The organism is Sphingobacterium siyangense (assembly GCF_007830445.1).
GTDB lineage: Bacteria > Bacteroidota > Bacteroidia > Sphingobacteriales > Sphingobacteriaceae > Sphingobacterium > Sphingobacterium siyangense.
The window spans coordinates 102,767-120,816 of sequence record NZ_VLKR01000008.1 but is presented as its reverse complement, the minus strand read 5'-3'; the positions used below and the strand labels follow the sequence as shown (position 1 = coordinate 120,816).

General features: G+C 37.9%; 18 protein-coding genes. 12 read left to right on the top strand and 6 right to left on the bottom strand.

Annotated features, from left to right (window positions below; genetic code table 11):
- Positions 1–17: 17 nt before the first annotated feature.
- Positions 18–629 carry a hypothetical protein gene (locus IQ31_RS09375; protein ID WP_198386031.1) on the bottom strand — a complete coding sequence of 204 codons (612 nt, stop codon included), beginning with the start codon at positions 627–629 and terminating at the stop codon, positions 18–20.
- 201 nt (positions 630–830) lie between these two features.
- Here IQ31_RS09375 and IQ31_RS09370 point away from each other — a divergent pair, with 201 nt between their 5' ends.
- Positions 831–1,406 (top strand): non-canonical purine NTP diphosphatase, encoded by a 576-nt coding sequence (locus tag IQ31_RS09370; RefSeq protein WP_088160258.1) that lies wholly within the window; start codon positions 831–833, stop codon positions 1,404–1,406.
- A gap of 162 nt (positions 1,407–1,568) precedes the next feature.
- On the opposite strand, the gene IQ31_RS09365 is transcribed toward IQ31_RS09370, so the two are convergent.
- Positions 1,569–4,142, bottom strand: coding sequence for an OstA-like protein (locus tag IQ31_RS09365; RefSeq protein WP_244294440.1), 2,574 nt, complete (start codon positions 4,140–4,142; stop codon positions 1,569–1,571).
- A gap of 54 nt (positions 4,143–4,196) precedes the next feature.
- Here IQ31_RS09365 and tilS point away from each other — a divergent pair, with 54 nt between their 5' ends.
- The 7 genes from tilS (at position 4,197) to IQ31_RS09330 (ending at position 9,298) form a co-directional block, all read left to right on the top strand.
- A complete protein-coding gene (tilS, locus tag IQ31_RS09360; RefSeq protein ID WP_088160259.1) occupies positions 4,197–5,528 on the top strand; it encodes a tRNA lysidine(34) synthetase TilS in 1,332 nt (443 codons plus the stop codon).
- A 144-nt stretch (positions 5,529–5,672) separates the two neighbouring features.
- A complete protein-coding gene (locus IQ31_RS09355) occupies positions 5,673–6,167 on the top strand; it encodes a hypothetical protein (protein WP_120333501.1) in 495 nt (164 codons plus the stop codon).
- Between the two features lie 89 nt (positions 6,168–6,256).
- Entirely contained in the window at positions 6,257–6,577 is a 321-nt protein-coding gene (locus IQ31_RS09350; protein ID WP_088160261.1) for a DUF4834 family protein, read from the top strand.
- Between the two features lie 33 nt (positions 6,578–6,610).
- Positions 6,611–7,714 (top strand): DNA replication/repair protein RecF, encoded by a 1,104-nt coding sequence (recF, locus tag IQ31_RS09345; RefSeq protein WP_145327828.1) that lies wholly within the window; start codon positions 6,611–6,613, stop codon positions 7,712–7,714.
- Positions 7,715–7,760: 46 nt separating this feature from the next.
- Positions 7,761–8,033: a DciA family protein gene (locus IQ31_RS09340; protein WP_227550177.1), complete on the top strand. Its 273-nt coding sequence runs from the start codon at positions 7,761–7,763 to the stop codon at positions 8,031–8,033.
- A gap of 11 nt (positions 8,034–8,044) precedes the next feature.
- Positions 8,045–8,608 carry a Crp/Fnr family transcriptional regulator gene (locus IQ31_RS09335; protein WP_088160263.1) on the top strand — a complete coding sequence of 188 codons (564 nt, stop codon included), beginning with the start codon at positions 8,045–8,047 and terminating at the stop codon, positions 8,606–8,608.
- A gap of 255 nt (positions 8,609–8,863) precedes the next feature.
- On the top strand, positions 8,864–9,298 hold the full coding sequence (locus IQ31_RS09330; RefSeq protein WP_145327827.1) for an SRPBCC domain-containing protein: 435 nt from the start codon (positions 8,864–8,866) through the stop codon (positions 9,296–9,298).
- A 365-nt stretch (positions 9,299–9,663) separates the two neighbouring features.
- Here IQ31_RS09330 and IQ31_RS09325 read toward each other — a convergent pair whose 3' ends face one another.
- From IQ31_RS09325 to sucC, 3 genes are all read right to left on the bottom strand, one after another.
- Positions 9,664–10,284 (bottom strand): L-threonylcarbamoyladenylate synthase, encoded by a 621-nt coding sequence (locus IQ31_RS09325; RefSeq protein ID WP_120333498.1) that lies wholly within the window; start codon positions 10,282–10,284, stop codon positions 9,664–9,666.
- A 149-nt stretch (positions 10,285–10,433) separates the two neighbouring features.
- Positions 10,434–11,879, bottom strand: a complete 1,446-nt coding sequence (asnS, locus tag IQ31_RS09320; RefSeq protein WP_088160265.1) for an asparagine--tRNA ligase — start codon at positions 11,877–11,879, stop codon at positions 10,434–10,436.
- A 319-nt stretch (positions 11,880–12,198) separates the two neighbouring features.
- Positions 12,199–13,392, bottom strand: a complete 1,194-nt coding sequence (sucC, locus tag IQ31_RS09315) for an ADP-forming succinate--CoA ligase subunit beta (RefSeq protein WP_046674091.1) — start codon at positions 13,390–13,392, stop codon at positions 12,199–12,201.
- A 172-nt stretch (positions 13,393–13,564) separates the two neighbouring features.
- Between sucC and IQ31_RS09310 the strand changes: the two genes are divergently transcribed.
- The 4 genes from IQ31_RS09310 (at position 13,565) to IQ31_RS09295 (ending at position 16,464) form a co-directional block, all read left to right on the top strand.
- Positions 13,565–14,215, top strand: coding sequence for an ABC transporter ATP-binding protein (locus IQ31_RS09310; RefSeq protein WP_208734186.1), 651 nt, complete (start codon positions 13,565–13,567; stop codon positions 14,213–14,215).
- Positions 14,216–14,244: 29 nt separating this feature from the next.
- Positions 14,245–14,724: an ATP-grasp domain-containing protein gene (locus tag IQ31_RS09305; RefSeq protein ID WP_145327825.1), complete on the top strand. Its 480-nt coding sequence runs from the start codon at positions 14,245–14,247 to the stop codon at positions 14,722–14,724.
- Positions 14,725–14,801: 77 nt separating this feature from the next.
- Positions 14,802–15,332, top strand: coding sequence for an HAD family hydrolase (locus IQ31_RS09300; protein WP_145327824.1), 531 nt, complete (start codon positions 14,802–14,804; stop codon positions 15,330–15,332).
- Between the two features lie 127 nt (positions 15,333–15,459).
- Positions 15,460–16,464, top strand: coding sequence for a LacI family DNA-binding transcriptional regulator (locus IQ31_RS09295; protein ID WP_145327823.1), 1,005 nt, complete (start codon positions 15,460–15,462; stop codon positions 16,462–16,464).
- Positions 16,465–16,545: 81 nt separating this feature from the next.
- Here the strand turns inward: IQ31_RS09295 and lpdA are convergent, their stop codons facing one another.
- Complete coding sequence (gene lpdA / locus IQ31_RS09290; RefSeq protein WP_070560650.1) at positions 16,546–17,934, bottom strand: dihydrolipoyl dehydrogenase; 1,389 nt, start codon at positions 17,932–17,934, stop codon at positions 16,546–16,548.
- Positions 17,935–18,050: the final 116 nt, after the last annotated feature.

Genomic DNA, 18,050 nt, shown 5'->3' with positions numbered 1-18,050 from the left:
CCCGCATGTAACATGTACTATTTAATCTTCTTTGCGATTAATTTTCCTAGCGATTTACCTGTCTTGGCATAACCTTCTGCCATTCTATCGTTGTTGTTTGCGACACCACCATAAGCACTTCCAGGAGCTTTTTCACTATCTATTTCCAGCAATACATGCGATGGATTTTCTGTTTCAACAAATTTAAGAACTGTACTCACTTTGGCAGCCTGTGCCATTACGCCAGCATACCATCCTGGGTAAATCCATATGGATTGCACAATAAGTGTATATTTCGCATTTGGATTTTTGCTGCTTTCGATATTCACATTTCTGTTCAGTAAAGAGATGAATTTATTCTGAAAATCATTTGCTTTTGATTGTTCCCAATCGGATTTCCAGATTTCTCCTTCCATTTTTCCTTTGCTGTCGGAAATCTCCTTTACCCTTCTTTTGACATATTCTTCCTCTGAGATTTTCTCATTGTAAAACGTTAATGGGGTATAATCAAATTGAACATTTAGCTCTTTCTGATCTTGTAAAAAATTAAAATTTCCGGATAGAACTTTTAAGCTTTGTGCGATAGAAACCGCAGGGATAGCCATCAATACAAGTAGCATTAATTTAATTGCAACATTTAAACTTTTCATTTTTGTTAGTGGGTTAATAATGCGTAAATATAAATTAAAAATTCTTTTCTTACCAAATGTGTATTACGAAGTAATTTGAAGCTGGATCTGAATACGTGTTGTAATTCTTTATTAAGGATTGGGGTTTTTCGGGAGGGAGGTATAAATAGCATAGTTTCGTAAGTATTTCTTACTTTTGGATTTTACTTTATTTTCAAGAAGATGCTAGAACTAGTGTTTGCAACCAATAATGCCCATAAACTAGAAGAGGTCCAAGCGATCGTTGGGGATGCTTTTGTCATTAAAAGTTTAAACGATATTGACTGTCAGGATGATATTCCAGAAACAGGTATAACATTTGAGGAAAATGCACAGCAGAAAACAGACTATTTGGTTAATAAATATGGCCTTTATTGCTTTGGTGATGATTCGGGATTGGAGATAGACGCATTAAATGGTGAACCGGGAGTTTATTCAGCACGTTATTCCGGATCGAGGGATATGGAAAAGAATATTGATCTTGTCCTGAAAAATTTAGGCGATAACCCCAATCGTACAGCGAGATTCAAAACAGTTATTTCATTATATTTGAATGAGCAGCAGCACTTTTTTGAAGGAAGTATCGAGGGGAAAATTACTGAAGAACGCAAGGGTATTGATGGTTTTGGTTATGATCCCATTTTTATTCCGAATGGCTATGATAAAACTTTTGCGGAGATGACTGCCCTGGAAAAAAACAGCATAAGCCATCGCGCGATTGCTGTCGGTAAACTTGCTGAATACCTAAAAACAAAATAGGTTATATTAAGGAACTCATTTGAGTTGTAAAATAGAAATTTCCATTTATCTGAGGTAGGGAATGAGCACATCTGATAGGATCAGCAGATAACTTAAATACAAAAAAGCAGCGCAAAACAATTTGTTTTGCGCTGCTTTTTTGTGCGACTCAGTATTGGCCGGTTATTTAGCTTTTACTTTTGTCTGTGTACTATCTTGTGCAGGTATTATCGCCGATTTACTAGTTGTTGAGTCGGACTTTGCAGCTACTTTGTCAGTTGCGGTCTTAACACTTGTTTTTGTAACGTTAGCTTTATCCGTTATTTCAGATGGCTTAGCTGTTTTGGTGACAGCGCTTGATTTATTGTTTGTAGCGTCCACCTCTTTTTCTTTCTCGAGCGTTTCGTTAGCACCAGCTTTCTTGGCGGCACCCTTTTGAGGGGTAGTTGTTTTATCGCCTTTTTTAATAGACTTCATTGTTCCAGATTCTTCACCTTCTGGTGCCGCCGGAACCGTAAATGACGCTTTTGAAAGATCCCTTTTTCGATTTAATAAATCATCTTTTGATTTAGGTCGATCTTCGGGGCGCCAGGTGAAATTCGGAAGAAACTCCTTGTCGGCCGTGACTTCAGCAATAGGATATACTTTGCCATCGACTTTCCGAATAGATACATATTCCTTCAGCTTATTATCTTCCATCAAGATCTTGAAACGACTGCTTCGATCATGGACAAGCTCAGTGGTTATATTGGTCTTTTCATCAATATTGTAGAATATATTTTCAGCGTTGCCATCAACAAACAGACGTTCCATACGGTTATTGGTAAAAAAGCTGGTAATCTTCCGACCTTTAATCTGATTGAATTTCAATGAGTCACTTGTTGCGTTAACCATGAAAGCGTTACCGACGAGTAGCGAATTGTCCAATTTTTGATTCTTTACCTGTAAGAATATGGTATCTCCGGATATTTGTGAGTTTTCGGCCCACATCATTGGTTTTCCCATCAGTCTGAACATGGAATCTTGCATACCATAATACATAGAATCTGCTACGGCTTGCAAGTCCGATTTAAATAATCGGGCATTATAGTATGCCTTTATAATCCGTGTTTTGGCCGTATCCTGGGCGAGAGAATCCCGTTTACCCTGTTGGGCATTTTTTAAAGCTGCTCCCATCAGTTTATCGGATTCACCGCCTTTCGGGATGATCGCTTTTTTACGCAATACACTATCAGCCTTGAGATTTTTTTCAATTTCTATCTTGTTTTGGTCACCGACAATAGCTGGTGTTTTCTTTGCTGCAATCGGTTTCTTATTTGTAAGTGTATCTTGTACTTTTTTAATGCTCTTTTCAAGAACCGGTTTGCCGCTGTCTTTTTTAGGCAAACTGTCGATTCCCTTGTGAAGGTCATCTTTTATGTTTTCTAATGTACCTGTGGAATCAACTGTTGTTGAGCTGGAATCCTGGTCACCATAATCGACCTCATTATCATCCTCAATAGCCCCACCTTCACGATTCAATTTAAAATCTTTTGCAATATAATCCCGGCGAAATATCATCTGTGAGAAGAGCGTGTCGGCTGTCATAAAAACAGAATCTACCTGTGAATCAGCCTTAAGTGGTTTATTATTGCCGCTTTTGATATTTTTACCTGGATGTTCCTTTTCTTCTAGAGCAACTTGCGATGTAGTTTTATTTGATCTGAGGTCATCTTTGTGTTGTTCTTTTTCAATCTTCTTCAATTCTTTCGCTTCATTTTTTAGCTCTTTCTCCGATTTTTGTTGGACAGGAGACAAAGAAGATACAGAATCTTTTTGTGTTGAATCTTTTTTGACAACCGAAATGATCAGGGGTTTGTCTGTCATCGTAATGGATTCGTTTCTCCCGTTGTACAAACCAAATCCACCATAGGCGTAAAATTTGTCTAAGGTATCAACAAAGACCACATTTTTTACGGCTTTACCGATTCCCACTTGTCTATCGTAGAATAGGCTGTCTCCCTTAAGAAACTTTGTCCCTTCTGTGTAGAGGTTGTTTTTAGAGAAATAAGCCTGGCCCGTTGCCATATGGTATCGGCCTTTTTCAGTATACAGGTTTTCCCCTTTATTTCCCTTGATATTGGTAGGCCCATAGAAATCAGTAATGCGAGTATTACCATTATATTTCATGGAGTCCGTGTAGACTTTTACATTGGTTGATCGGACCACAACTTTTTGATTGAAATAAGATTCCCCTGTATTTTCGAAATAAGTAGCTCGCTGGCTTGTAATTGTATCGCTTCCTGATAGAATACGCCCACCACTGTAATAATTACCGATTTTACTTCGCATATTATAGACAAGGTGATCGGTTGTCAGTATAGAGCCACTGGTGCTGACCATTCGTACAGCGCCCGTAAGTGTAGCGAGCTGCATGGCCGCTTCATAGTGTAATTTATTGGAAAATATCTGCGTGCCGTCGGGTTGAGTAATGATTACATTTCCAAAGGCTTCAAAAAATTGTCTACCAATGTTGTCTTTGTGTAAATAGCCACTATCTGATGATAGCGTTGAGCCTACATGTTCATAGACTGGGCGGTAAAAGAGGATATTGCCGTCTTTTCCAGTAATAATATGGGATGATGAAAGAAGCTTTAGTTCATCCTGTTTCTGTGCTTGGACCGACAAGCCAGTTAAAATAAATACAATAAGTGTATAAATGTATTGTTTCACAAGGGCAAAAATATGGATTTTAATTGCTACTTCACTGGATTTCACAAATTTTAAGACTTGAATTTATCATTCGGACAAAATATACCGTAACTTTGTTATATGAATGTGCTGGAAAGACTAATGGGCTATATTGAAAAGGAGCATTTGTTGATGCCTCATGATAAAATATTGCTTACGGTGAGTGGGGGGAAGGACTCGATGTTAATGGCACATTTATTTGCAAAAGCAGGGTATACAATTGCTATTGCACATTGCAATTTTCAATTAAGGGGGGCGGAATCTGAAGGGGATGAAGCTCTAGTCAGAAAATTTGCAGCGGAAAATAATGTGCCAATATACGTGAAGCACTTTGATACACAAGCTTACGCAAAGGACCATCAGATTTCGATTCAAATGGCGGCACGGGAACTTCGTTATGCTTGGTTTGAGAAATTGCGACATGAGCTGCAGTTCGACCGAATTGCAGTAGCTCAGCATCTGAACGATCATATCGAAACGGTACTCCTGAACCTTTCACGTGGAACCGGTCTCCAAGGCCTCCAGGGTATTTTCCCTATCAGAGAGCGCATCATCCGACCACTACTTTTTCTGAAGGCTAGCGAAATTGAACATTTCGTGAATATGTATGGGATTGCTTATCGAGACGATCAATCCAACTTTTCAACAAAATATGCACGTAATAAAATAAGGATTGATATCATCCCACATTTTAAAAAACTTCAGCCAGATTTTGAGATGGTCTTCGAGCAGAATATCAATCATTTTAAGGAATCTTACCAGCTGTTGCAGCAATTTGTGGAGCCCATTCGGAGAAAGCTGTTTTACCCTATTGACGAAGGATGGGGAGTTCGGAAGGAAGATCTGGAACCCTATATAGATAATCTGCCTTTGCTCTATGAGTTGTTTTCGGCTTTTAATTTCTCAAAGCCGGTACTAAGTGATCTTCAACAAGCTTGGTCAAGAGAGTCTGGACGTATTTTTCAATCCGATGCCTACCATATGCTCCTGGATAGAAATGAACTTTTTATTCGTGAAAAGGAATTTATTTCACCCGATGAGGCTTTAATCACTTCCGAAACTTCAACTGTGGAGTGGAAACACTATTGTTTTCATGCCAATGTTTCTGCGGATCTAGCTATTGTCAAAGCGAGTGAGGTTGCAAAGCTGGATTATGATGTATTAGTTTTCCCGCTCACGATTCGATCATGGAAAGTTGGCGATAGCTTCTATCCTTTAGGTATGGAAGGGCGCAAGAAGTTGAGTGATTTTTTTATCAATAAGAAGATCAGCTTATTTGAAAAGGAAAATATCCCGATCGTGGTGAATGGAAATGGAGATATCCTTTGGGTAGCCAATTATCGCATGGACAATCGTTATAAAATTACCGCCAATACAAAAAAAGTCCTTACTTTAGTTTGCAGAACTGATTAGCAAGAAAAATTGTTGCTGCTAAAAATGATGGAAGGATCCTGAATGATACAAAATCTATAGCAGCAAAAATGATACTAATGAGGAGTTCAAATAGTAAGAGACAATGGTGCGAAGTCTCCAAATTAATAGCTAAATCTTAAGTAAATGAAAGAAGGTGTACTCTATTCGGAAAATCAATATTTAGGTCGTGACCGTGTTTGGATCAGCGTGCGTTTAGTGCTCGTACTTTTTTGTTTTACGGCATTTTATTTGAATTTAGACCATTTGATATCGAGCCAATTGTTCTTTATTGTAGGAGTAGGGATTATCATCACATCTATTGTCATGATGTATATGGTATTATTTCGTACGGAAGTATTTCAAGACCATATACTTATTAGTGGACTATGGTCTACTCGAGTCGTCAAAATCGATCTTGCCTCCATTACAAAAATAGAAAAGGCGCCTTATAGTACATTCTTTTTCAATAATCCTGTTTATAATCTGCACACTAAAGGAAAGATTAAATTCTTCGCTGGAGGCAAAAATGCTGTTTTTTTAACAGATAAAGATGGTCTTACCTACGTGTTGGGTACACAGCGCCAGGAAGAGCTCTATCGAATTATTATGGAAACAAAAGCGCGATTAGGAAAGTCTTAAAATTTGTTAATAAATTCTTATCTGACATTTTAAAGACAACAGTTTATCGAGTTATTGGTTAAATTTGATAAAATAGCAACGAATTAACTATGGCATTTTTAAAATTTATACTTATTACATTCGCTGTTTACTTTGTAGTAAGATTCTTATTTAGATTATTTTTACCATTTGCAATGCGTAAAGCAGCTGAAAAGTTGATGAAAAAAGCGCAGCAGCAGGGTGGAGCATACGGTAGCCAAGGATCAGGTGGTACCTTTTATTATGAATTTAATGGTCAAGGGCAACAGGAAAGTAAAAGGTCTCAGCCCGAAGGTAAGGTACATGTCGATTACATTCCACCGAAAGAAAGCCCTGAACGCAAAGGGACTGAAACTGCTGGTGAGTTTGTGGATTTTGAGGAAATAAAATAATTTTTAGCAATCCAAATAGCGTATCTTTGTGCTATGTGGCTGAAGCAACTTTCTGTTCTAAATTTCAAGAATTACTCGGAATCATCTTTGGAATTTCTCCCCGAGGTAAATGCGTTTACAGGGAATAATGGTGTTGGTAAAACCAATCTTTTGGATGCGATTCACTATTTATCACTCTGTAAAAGTTATTTCAATCCAATTGATTCGCAGCATATCAAATCAGGAAATGATTGGTTTATGGTACAGGGTGAATTTGATAAAGAATCCATTAGTGATTTCATTTCTTGTAGCCTAAAAAAAAATCAGAAAAAACAATTTAAAAAAAATAAGAAGGATTACCCGCGACTGGCTGATCATATCGGCTTATTTCCTTTGGTCATGGTATCCCCAAACGATAGCATCATCGTTACAGATGGGAGTGAAGAGCGTAGAAAGTTTGTGGATAATGTGATTTCCCAAACAGATAATAAATATTTAGATACCCTGATTATTTATAATAAGTTTTTAGCCCAACGTAACAGTCTCCTTAAACAAGCACGTCAAACCAGTGTATTGGATCTTGGCCTAATCGAAATTCTCAATTTTCAACTTGAAGAAGTTGGAAATATTATTTTTCAAAAAAGAAGGTCTTTTATGGAGGAGTTTCAGCCGGAGTTTGACCGACACTATCAGTTCCTCACCGAGGATGCAGAGTCTGTTCAATTACAATATGAATCGCCTTTAATGACAGATTCTTTTCTAAATATTTTGGAGAAGAATTTGGAACGTGACCGTATGCTGGAACGCACAACGCAAGGAATACATAAAGATGATCTGATCTTTACCATTCACGGTGGAATGGCTTTAAAGAAGTTTGGTTCTCAGGGCCAACAAAAATCTTTTCTAATTGCCCTGAAGCTTGCACAATATTCTTATCTCCAGCAGAAAAAGGGTTTTAAGCCCCTACTTCTTTTGGATGACATCTTTGATAAACTTGATGATCGCCGTACACATAAATTGATGCAAATGGTTTCAGAAGATGATTTTGGACAGATTTTCCTGACAGATACGGATTCCGTGAGAATTCAGCGAATCTTTGACGAAATCAGCCGACCTGTTCGTATATTTGATATTGAAGGAGGACAAGTCAATGTATAAGAAGCAAACTAAAAAAAGCCTGGAATTCATTCGATCAAGCGACGATATGACAATTAAGGAGGGGGTTGAGCGTCTTCTTGAGGCTTATAAACTACGAAGAAAATTTGATGAAACTTCGATCGCATCTGTTTGGCCTCAATTGATTGGTAAAGCTATCGCTAATCGCACACAGCAGCTATATGTTCGTGATAAAAAACTGTTCGTACGTGTGGAGTCTGCTGTGATTAAGAATGAATTGGCGCTTATGCGAAGACAAATTCTAGGAAGGGTAAATGAATATGTAGGTCACGTCATTATTGAAGAAGTCGTGATTTTATAAAACCTCCTTTCATGTTAGATCAACTCTTTCGAGATTTTTTTCCTATTTCTGAGGCTAGTGCCTTAAAACTTTTCTCAAACTTCGAGCGTATTGAATTAAAACGAGGTGAATATCTGATCAAGGCGGGCGATTACTCTTCCAATCTGTTTGTGATAGAATCCGGATTAATCCGTCAATATGCTTGGTCAAAAAAAGGAGAGTTTACGCAATGGATAGGTACAAGGAATCATTTTGTGACAGATCTTGCTTCTTTCATGTTTGACAGGGCTTCCATATGGAATTTCCAATGCATTAGCGATTGTACGGTATACCGTTTGTCAAAGTCCGATTACCAGCGAATGGAATCCGAAATTGTGGAATGGAATAAATTTGAGAAGGCTTTTTTGGCAAAATGCTTTTGTACCATGGAGCAGCGAATCTCGGATTTTATTTGTCTAACAGCGGAAGAAAGGTATGTCCAATACTTTGAACAACATAAATTATTATTCCAACAAGTTCCCCTTCAATATATCGCCTCCGTGTTGGGTATGAGCCCAGAAACCTTGAGTCGTATTCGAACAAAAATAAGTTCTTGATAAAAGTCAAGAGCGAGCTGCCTGTCTTTTTCTAGTTTTGTCTTGTAGCTGTTAACGAACAACTTGCTTAATCGAACACGTAACCAAAATTTTATGTATTTATACGGTTCATAATAAGCTTGGAATAGTTTGTTTGTAGCTGTAATAATTGAAATTAAGATGAAACTAGAATAGCATCACATACGTTTTATCGTTATTTGAAGACAGCTGAAGAAGCTTGAGCTATTTTGTCGTTTCAGCGATAAAAAGTACAAAATGAAAAAGATTGAAACGAGTATTCTCATTGATGCAACAGCAGAAGAGGTTTGGCAGGTATTAAGTGAATTTAAGGCTTATTCCCAATGGAGCCCAACAATCAAACAGTTTGAAAAGCAACCGGTAGTCGGAAAACGCTGCAAAGTCCTTTTAGAACAACCAAACGGATTCAAGATCAAAATGAATCCAAAATTCCTGTCTATTGAACAGAATAGCGAGCTGCGCTGGAAAGGAGATTTATTCTTTCCAGGTATTTTTGATGGCGAGCATTATTTTAGGTTAGAGCAAGTGGGCGCTACGCAAGTTAGATTTGTCCAAGGTGAATTGTTTTCTGGATTGTTGGTTCCTTTTCTGGGAAAACTACTGATAGAAACAAAGCGCGGATTTGAACTTTTCAATATAGCGATAAAAAGACGGGTAGCGTATCGTTCTTAACTTTCCACAGGGATCTGTTAGTATAGTTTATTTATAAACACGATATTTAACAAATTTGTCGATGAATGTTATCTTATGCACATTTTTATGTGTATAACCCCTTAGTTTTGCACATTTTGTTGTTTTTTTGAATCCTTTTGGTTTGCGTTATTAACAATTAAGTGTTGATAAAGGAGTACTTATGCACATTTTATGTTAATGTATATAGGTCGGCAGGCTACTTATTAACATTTCTTGTGTTAATAAGTAGCCTGTTTTGTTGATAAGTATGTTGATGGGGGTAGTTTATACACAAATTACCAACAATGCTGTTGTTGGGAATTTTGCAAATAGTTAATAAGGGGAGTATCTATTGAAAGTTGATTTTATAGGAATTGCTCCAAATCACCTTTTCCTTCACGAATAACATCAAAAGTTCCTTCTGTAAGATCGACCACGGTAGATGCGACATTATCGCCATAACCGCCATCAATAACAGCATCAACTAGATCTTCGTATTTTTCATGAATTAATTCGGGATCAGTAGAATATTCAATAATTTCATCTTCATCGTGAATGGAGGTTGTCACAATAGGGTTGCCTAATTGTTTGACAATTTCACGAACAATATTATTGTCTGGCACACGTATACCCACAGTCTTCTTTTTGGAACTTAGTAGCTTAGGGACTTTAGTTGTTGCGTTAAAAATAAAGGTAAAAGGTCCAGGCAAGGCTTTTTTTAATACACGGAATACGGAGGTATCGAAGGATTTTGTGTATTGCGAAATATCTGTTAAATCATAGCATATAAATGATAGATTGGCCTTTTCTGGTTTTAGACCTCTAATTTCACATACTCGTTCTATGGCTTTTTGTTGCGTGATATCACAGCCGATACCATATACGGTATCAGTAGGGTAGATGATTACACCTCCACGCCGTAGAATATCAACGGCCTGTTCTATTGCCTTAGGGTTAGGATTGTCGTTATATATCTTAATAAGCATTTTCTATTTTTGTTAAGTACCTGAATTAGGTTTAATCTTAGCCGCTGTTGTAGGATGTCAATAGGGCAATGGTTATTATCTGCATTCAGATACGCTATATCTAAAAGAACAACAGCCAAAATATTTTGTTTTGGCTGTTGTTCTTTATATTAAAATTCTGCGTTTTTCGGCGTACGTGGGAATGGAATGACGTCGCGAATATTGGTCATTCCTGTCGTGAATAAAACGAGGCGTTCAAAACCTACGCCAAATCCTGAATGCGGTACCGATCCAAAACGGCGTGTATCCAAGAACCACTCCATTTCTTCTGCAGGAATACCAACTTCAGCCATGCGATCGAGTAAGCGATCAAGATTTTCTTCACGCTGCGAACCACCGACCATTTCACCAATACCTGGGAAAAGAATATCCATGGCACGTACGGTGTTTCTTCCTTGCGCATCCGGCTCATTTTGCTTCATATAGAAGGACTTGATTTCGCGCGGATAGTCTGTTAAGATAACAGGTTTCTTGAAGTGTTTTTCAACCAAGTAGCGTTCGTGTTCCGATTGTAAATCAGCACCCCAATCATCAATTAAATATTTGAATTGTTTCTTTTGGTTTGGTTTGCTACGCTTTAATATTTCAACGGCATCGGTATAGGTAACGCGTTCAAAATCGTTTGTTAATACGAAGTTTAATTTCTCAACAAGATTTAATTCTGAACGTTCTGCAGCAGGCTTAGATTTCTCTTCTTCCAACAAACGATTGGTTAAGAACTCAATTTCTTCTGGACAGGTTTCCAAAGCATATTTAATCACATATTTCAGCAAAGCTTCGGCCAAGTCCATATTGTCCTCTAATTCATAGAAAGCCATTTCAGGTTCGATCATCCAAAATTCGGCTAAGTGACGTGTTGTATTTGAGTTTTCCGCTCTAAATGTCGGACCGAACGTATAGATGTTTCCAAATGCCATGGCACCAAGCTCACCTTCCAATTGGCCCGATACAGTAAGGTTCGTCGGTTTTCCAAAGAAGTCTTCTTTGAAATCGATATCTCCATTTTCTTTGCGTGGCGGGTTTTTTAAATCCAGGGTTGTAACCTGAAACATTTCTCCAGCACCTTCCGCATCCGAACCTGTGATGATTGGTGTATGCATGTAGACAAAGTCGTTTTCCTGAAAAAACTTGTGTACCGCAAATGCTAAAGCATTACGCACTTTGAATACCGCATTGAATGTTCCGGTACGGAAACGCAAATGTGCAATTTCACGTAAAAATTCTAAGCTATGCTTTTTGGGTTGTAATGGATATTTTTCGGGGTCAGAGTCGCCAATAATACTAACTTCAGTAGCTTTAACCTCAACTTTTTGCCCTTTACCCAGTGATTCTATCAATTGACCTTTTACGCGAACTGCGGCTCCAGTGGTGATACGTTTTAAGATATCTTCAGGTGTATTTTCAAAATCGACAACTGCTTGAATATTATTGATTGACGAACCGTCATTGATTGCTATAAACTGATTGTTGCGGAAAGTTCTTACCCAACCTTTAACAACGACCTCTTTGCCAAATTCTGTGGCATTCAATAGTTCCTTTATTCTTGTGTGTTCCATCTTAATTTTTGGAGATTGACTTGTAAAAGATGCTTTGTTAAAAAAGCAATACAAAAATAAGCTATTCTGTTGGTTTATTGGTTATAAATGTTGATTTAATTCACTTAAAGATGGTTCGTTAACCTGCACAAGGAAAATATATGTTGAAATAAAGACAGGTGAAAACTCCAAGATTGGGAAATGGCACACAGCTCGTTTTGCTACGGAATATAGGTTTGCTAAGAGAACTTTTTGTCTGTGTGGCGAACGATAGGAAGAGTAGAAACAAAAAACGCGGACTATAACTAGTCCGCGTTTTTTGTTATGATGATTAAAGGAATTAACCTTTCAATACTTTCGTTACCAATTCAGCAGCTTCTTTCAATAAGATTGCAGAATAAACTTGTAAACCGGACTCATCAATTAATTTTTTCGCTTCTTCAGCATTCGTACCTTGAAGGCGAACGATGATTGGAACAGGGATGTTACCGATTTCGCTGTAAGCATCAATTACACCTTGAGCAACACGGTCACAACGAACAATACCACCGAAGATATTAATTAAGATCGCTTTTACGTTAGGGTCTTTTAAAATGATATTGAAACCAGCTTTTACAGTTTCAGCATTTGCAGTACCACCTACGTCCAAGAAATTTGCAGGTTCACCACCAGCTAATTTGATGATATCCATTGTAGCCATTGCTAAACCAGCACCATTTACCATACAACCTACGTTACCATCTAATTTAACGTAGTTTAGGTTTGATTCACCAGCTTCAACTTCCGTTGGATCTTCCTCAGTTACGTCACGCATAGCAGCGTAATCTGGGTGACGGTACAAAGCGTTCTCATCAAGATTTACTTTCGCATCAACTGCTAAGATCTTGTCGTCTGAAGTTTTTAATACCGGATTGATCTCAAACATAGAAGAGTCTGTAGAATCGTATGCTTTGTAAAGAGCGGCAACAAATTTCACCATTTCTTTGTGTGCAGCACCAGAAAGACCAAGATTAAAAGCAATTTTACGTGCTTGGAATCCTTGTAAGCCTACTTTTGGATCGATTTCTTCTTTGAAAATCAAGTGTGGTGTTTTTTCTGCAACTTCTTCGATGTCCATACCACCTTCTGTAGAGTACATAACGATGTTACGTCCCTTAGCACGGTCTAATAATACAGACATGTAGAATTCTTTTGTTTCGCTCTCGCCAGGATAATAAACGTCTTGAGCTACCAAAACTTTGTTTACTTTTTTACCTTCAGGTCCAGTTTGAGGCGTTACCAATTGCATGCCAATGATGTCAGTTGCTCTTTGTTTGACTTCATCTAAGTTCTTAGCTAACTTGACACCACCACCTTTACCACGGCCACCAGCGTGAATTTGAGCTTTAACAACAACCCAATCAGAATTGTAGTCTTCTTTCATTTTTTTGGCCGCTTCCACAGCTTGCTCTGGAGTATCTGCTACGATACCTTCCTGTACGCGCACACCAAAGCTCTTTAGTATTTGCTTTCCTTGATATTCGTGAATGTTCATTTGCAAAAATATTTGGCGTAAAAATATAATTTTTTGGGGGATAAGACAAGGGATAAGTTGCTCTTTTATCTATTTTTTGACATTTAGACAAAATAAAATGGCTGGAATAGAGAAATAACAGCTTATTTATTCAAACTCGTGGTATCGTAAATTTATTTATCTTTGTCCTATGATGTTACATGCCAAAGGAATTCACAAAGCTTATGGGTCATTACCAATTTTGAAAGGTGTTGATATCGCTGTTGAAAAAGGGGAAATCGTCAGTATTGTTGGTGCTTCAGGAGCTGGTAAAAGTACACTGTTGCACATCATTGGTACCTTGGATAAGCCTGATCAGGGAGCGGTTTTCATCAATGGTGTTGATGTTCAAAAATTGAATGCTAAAAAGCTCAGTGCTTTCCGAAATGAACATATTGGTTTTGTTTTTCAATTTCACCATTTGCTGCCTGAATTTACAGCCTTGGAAAACGTGTGTATTCCAGCTTTTATTCAAGGAAAGGGGAGGTCCGAGGCGGAAGCTAAAGCAAGAGAATTGCTTGAACTATTAGGGGTTTCTCATCGTATTGATCACAAGCCTGCTGAAATGTCTGGCGGAGAACAACAACGTGTTTCTGTGGCTCGTGCTCTGATCAATGATCCTTCCATTATTTTGGCAGATGAACCTTCGGGTAATCTTGACTCAGAGAATGCAGCAGCTTTGCATCAGTTGTTTTTTGATCTTAGACATAAATTTCAGCAGACATTTATTATCGTTACCCATAATGAGGAACTTGCCCGAATTTCGGACCGAACGATACATATGCGCGATGGGTTAGTCGTGTAACAGTAATCCGGATTATAACTATATTTTTAATGAAGAAAATACTCATAACTTTCGGGACTAGACCTTTGGCGATGCGTATCGCTAAAAGACTTGGGGCTGATTTCGAAATATTATATGCAAGTTCAGAAGACATTCCCGAATTGCTTTTAGCGTCAGGGAAATATGCCAAAATTCCAAAAGGTCTTCTTCCTACTTTTGCACATGAGATACTCAAATTAAGTTTAGACCAACAGGTTGATTATGTGCTGCCTTTAGGTGGTTTTGAGCTGGAACCATTGGCTGCAGCCAAAGTTTTATTTGAGGAATATCAGATTTCAGTTCTTGTCCCCGATAAAGATCTGCTTGAAACTATTCCTGTTATGGAAAATCCGCCAGCTGATTTGCCTTATAGACTTCTGTCAAAGGGCAACGATTTATTGGACTCAGCGACTTTCGAAAGATCACTGGATGGATTGTTTGTTGCTTCGGATTCCGGGGAGGATTTAGCATTAATCTGTGTATCCAAATAGAATCTTATTTTTGTGGTTAGTGTCATTAAGGTTTTAACCCTGTTGACACAGCCCTTAATTTTAAGCTTTTACATATCATGATGTTCCCAGAAGAAAAAAAGGTATATGTTTTTGAATTAGATGATGTTGTTTTTCCTAAAAAGGATTACTTACTTCAAGTATATTATCTTTTTGCTAATTTTATAGAATTTACAGAGACTGTTCCGGCTCAAGCAGATTTGGTTCAATTTATGAAAAATCACCTCGAGCATCAAGGTGAGAATTTATTGTTCGAACATGCGCAGCAAACCTTTGGATTTGATCAAAAATATAAGGAGAATTTTGAGCGGCTTCATGTCAATGCAATTTTGCCACTACGGTTACATTTGTTTGATCATATTAATACGCTGTTTAGGCAGTTAAAAGCCGCAGATAAACATGTTTGTATTTTGACGAAAGGAAATCCGCTAGAACAACTCAATAAAGTCAAATTTGTGGATTGGGGTGAATATGGGGATGCTGTAAAAGTTTACTTTAAGGATGAACTTGTTTTTAGGGGAATTGATCCATTGGAGTTCCTCGCAAATGAGTTTACGGTGGACACGACCGCAATTCAATTTGTAGACTAAGTTTACAGTCAGTATCTTTGTTGAATCTACCAACAATAATTGTTATTAAAGTCGTCGTCGATATTGTTGAGAAAAAATTATGATTAGGGATATAAAAGCCCTATTTTTATATAAAGCCCTTGGATTTATGAATAAAGTGAACAAGCCTGCCACGATTAAAGAAATTGCCAAGAAGCTGAAAATCAGTCCTTCGACAGTTTCTAGAGCATTGAATGATCATCCTAGTATTGGATTGGTGACAACAATGCGCGTAAAAAAAATGGCCGAAGAATTGAATTATGAACCCAATCAAACGGCTATATTCTTCAAGCAGCGTAAAACATTTACGATTGCTGTTATCTTACCGAGTTTGTCTGAACCGTTTTTTTCTTTCGCCATTAGTGAAATTGAAAATGTTGCATCAGAACACCGATATACTGTGCTGATGGGACAATCACTGGATGACCCCGAGCGTGAAGAACAGATCTTAAAAACATTTAAAAACCATCGTGTCGATGGGATTTTGATGTCTATAGGTAAAAAGACGACCAATTTAGAATTCATTGAGAAATTGGAAGCGTCTGGTATCCCGATTGTCTTCTTTGACTGTGTGCCTAGTTTACCCAATATCAATAAAGTACAAAGCGATCTTTCTACGGGTATGAACGAAGCTGTGGATGCTTTCGTAGCGCGTGGACATAAAATTATTGCCCTTGTAAATGGGCCGAAAACCTTGCCGGCTAGTGAAGATCGAAAAGTAGCTTATCTATCCGCCATGAAAAGGAATGGTATGGATATTCTAGAAAAGAATATCATCGAAACAGACCTGAGTACGGAAGGAAATGAAAAGGCTATGGATAGTATATTTGCGATGTCTGAGCGACCTTCTGCAATTATATCTTTTAATGACTTTGTTACACTTGATTTGATGAAAGCGGCCAGACAGAAGGGGCTTGTCTTAAATCAAGATATTTTCTTTATTAGTTATGCCAACTATCCGTTATGGCAATATATGGAAAATCCGCCAATGGGACGCATAGAGCAATTTCCGGGAATGCAAGCGCGTAAAGCCGCTGAAATTTTATTTGAACGCATTGACAACACCGAAATTATCGATCAACAGATCGTCTTTAAGTCGCGATTGGTTATGTAATCGCTATTAACCATTCGATCATAAAACTAAAAAGGGGAAAATCTAACGATTTTCCCCTTTTTAGTTTTAGTTGTTTTAATACTACAAGTGGATCACTTCACCGTAAGCATCAGCACAAGCTTCCATAATCGCTTCACTCATTGTTGGGTGAGGATGGATCGTTTTAATCATTTCATGACCTGTTGTTTCCAGTTTGCGGGCAACAACAACTTCTGCAATCATTTCTGTAACATTGGCTCCGATAAGGTGTGCGCCTAGGAACTCACCATATTTAGCATCAAAGATAACTTTAACAAAGCCATCTTTCGCACCAGCAGCTGAAGCTTTTCCTGAAGCTGAGAATGGGAATTTACCAACTTTAATTTCATAGCCGGCTTCTTTTGCCGCTTTTTCGGTATAACCTACAGAAGCAATTTCTGGGGAACAATATGTACAGCCAGGGATATTATTGTAGTCAATAGGCTCAACATGTAGACCTTTGATTTTTTCAACACAAGTGATCCCTTCTGCTGAGGCAACGTGAGCCAAGGCTTGGCCTTTAACAATGTCACCGATCGCATATACACCTTCGATGTTTGTTTTGTAGAAATCATCTACAACAACACGGCCGCGATCAGTTTTTACACCAACCTCTTCCAAGCCGATATTTTCGATATTTGGAGCGATACCAACAGCCGATAATACAATCTCTGCTTCGATAACTTCAATACCTTTTTCTGTTTTGATAGAAACTTTGCTCAACTCACCTGTTGTGTCAACGGATTGAACTTCAGATTTCGTTAAGATGGTGATACCTTGTTTCTTTAAGCTTTTCTCTAATTGTTTTGAAATTTCTTCATCTTCAACAGGAACGATTCTATCCATAAATTCTACGATAGTTACTTTTGTTCCGATTGCATTATAGAAATAAGCAAACTCAACACCGATAGCACCTGAGCCAACAACAACTAAAGATTTTGGTTGTTTAGGAAGTGTCATTGCTTGACGGTAGCCGATGATTTTTTTACCATCTTGAGGTAAATTAGGCAATTCACGTGAACGTGCACCAGTCGCTAGGATGGTATGTTTTGCCGAATATTCTTTAGTAGAACCGTCTGCTCCTTTCACATCGATTTTACCACCTTTTTTAATTTTTGCAGTTCCATTGATGACGTCGATTTTATTCTTTTTCATCAAGAACTGAATACCTTTACTCATTCCTTCAGCAACCCCGCGACTTCTTTTGACAATAGCGTCAAAATCAGCCTCACCACCTTGAACATTGATGCCGTAATCAGCGGCATGGTTTAAATATTCAAATACCTGAGCACTTTTCAATAATGCTTTTGTAGGGATACAGCCCCAGTTTAGACAGATTCCGCCTAATGATTCGCGTTCAATAATCGCTGTTTTGAACCCTAACTGAGCGGCTCTAATGGCAGCAACATACCCGCCTGGACCACTACCGATTACAATGATGTCGTAATTCATATAAATAAATATTCTGTAGTTGAGTGTTATAGCTTCAAATGACAAAATCTGTGAAGCATATATTCATTCAAAAGTACGCATTTTTTCTGATGAATATGAACTATTTATTGTAAAAT

What these genes read in the sequence shown, in the direction of transcription:
- IQ31_RS09370 (WP_088160258.1), top strand. Translation starts at nt 831, where the DNA reads ATGCTAGAACTAGTGTTTGCAACCAATAATGCCCATAAACTAGAAGAG.
- recF (WP_145327828.1), top strand. Translation starts at nt 6,611, where the DNA reads ATGTGGCTGAAGCAACTTTCTGTTCTAAATTTCAAGAATTACTCGGAA.
- tilS (WP_088160259.1), top strand. Translation starts at nt 4,197, where the DNA reads ATGAATGTGCTGGAAAGACTAATGGGCTATATTGAAAAGGAGCATTTG.
- asnS (WP_088160265.1), bottom strand. Translation starts at nt 11,879, where the DNA reads ATGGAACACACAAGAATAAAGGAACTATTGAATGCCACAGAATTTGGC.
- IQ31_RS09350 (WP_088160261.1), top strand. Translation starts at nt 6,257, where the DNA reads ATGGCATTTTTAAAATTTATACTTATTACATTCGCTGTTTACTTTGTA.
- IQ31_RS09305 (WP_145327825.1), top strand. Translation starts at nt 14,245, where the DNA reads ATGAAGAAAATACTCATAACTTTCGGGACTAGACCTTTGGCGATGCGT.
- IQ31_RS09330 (WP_145327827.1), top strand. Translation starts at nt 8,864, where the DNA reads ATGAAAAAGATTGAAACGAGTATTCTCATTGATGCAACAGCAGAAGAG.
- sucC (WP_046674091.1), bottom strand. Translation starts at nt 13,392, where the DNA reads ATGAACATTCACGAATATCAAGGAAAGCAAATACTAAAGAGCTTTGGT.
- IQ31_RS09310 (WP_208734186.1), top strand. Translation starts at nt 13,565, where the DNA reads ATGTTACATGCCAAAGGAATTCACAAAGCTTATGGGTCATTACCAATT.
- IQ31_RS09375 (WP_198386031.1), bottom strand. Translation starts at nt 629, where the DNA reads ATGAAAAGTTTAAATGTTGCAATTAAATTAATGCTACTTGTATTGATG.
- IQ31_RS09355 (WP_120333501.1), top strand. Translation starts at nt 5,673, where the DNA reads ATGAAAGAAGGTGTACTCTATTCGGAAAATCAATATTTAGGTCGTGAC.
- IQ31_RS09325 (WP_120333498.1), bottom strand. Translation starts at nt 10,284, where the DNA reads ATGCTTATTAAGATATATAACGACAATCCTAACCCTAAGGCAATAGAA.
- IQ31_RS09295 (WP_145327823.1), top strand. Translation starts at nt 15,460, where the DNA reads ATGAATAAAGTGAACAAGCCTGCCACGATTAAAGAAATTGCCAAGAAG.
- IQ31_RS09300 (WP_145327824.1), top strand. Translation starts at nt 14,802, where the DNA reads ATGATGTTCCCAGAAGAAAAAAAGGTATATGTTTTTGAATTAGATGAT.
- IQ31_RS09335 (WP_088160263.1), top strand. Translation starts at nt 8,045, where the DNA reads ATGTTAGATCAACTCTTTCGAGATTTTTTTCCTATTTCTGAGGCTAGT.
- lpdA (WP_070560650.1), bottom strand. Translation starts at nt 17,934, where the DNA reads ATGAATTACGACATCATTGTAATCGGTAGTGGTCCAGGCGGGTATGTT.
- IQ31_RS09340 (WP_227550177.1), top strand. Translation starts at nt 7,761, where the DNA reads ATGACAATTAAGGAGGGGGTTGAGCGTCTTCTTGAGGCTTATAAACTA.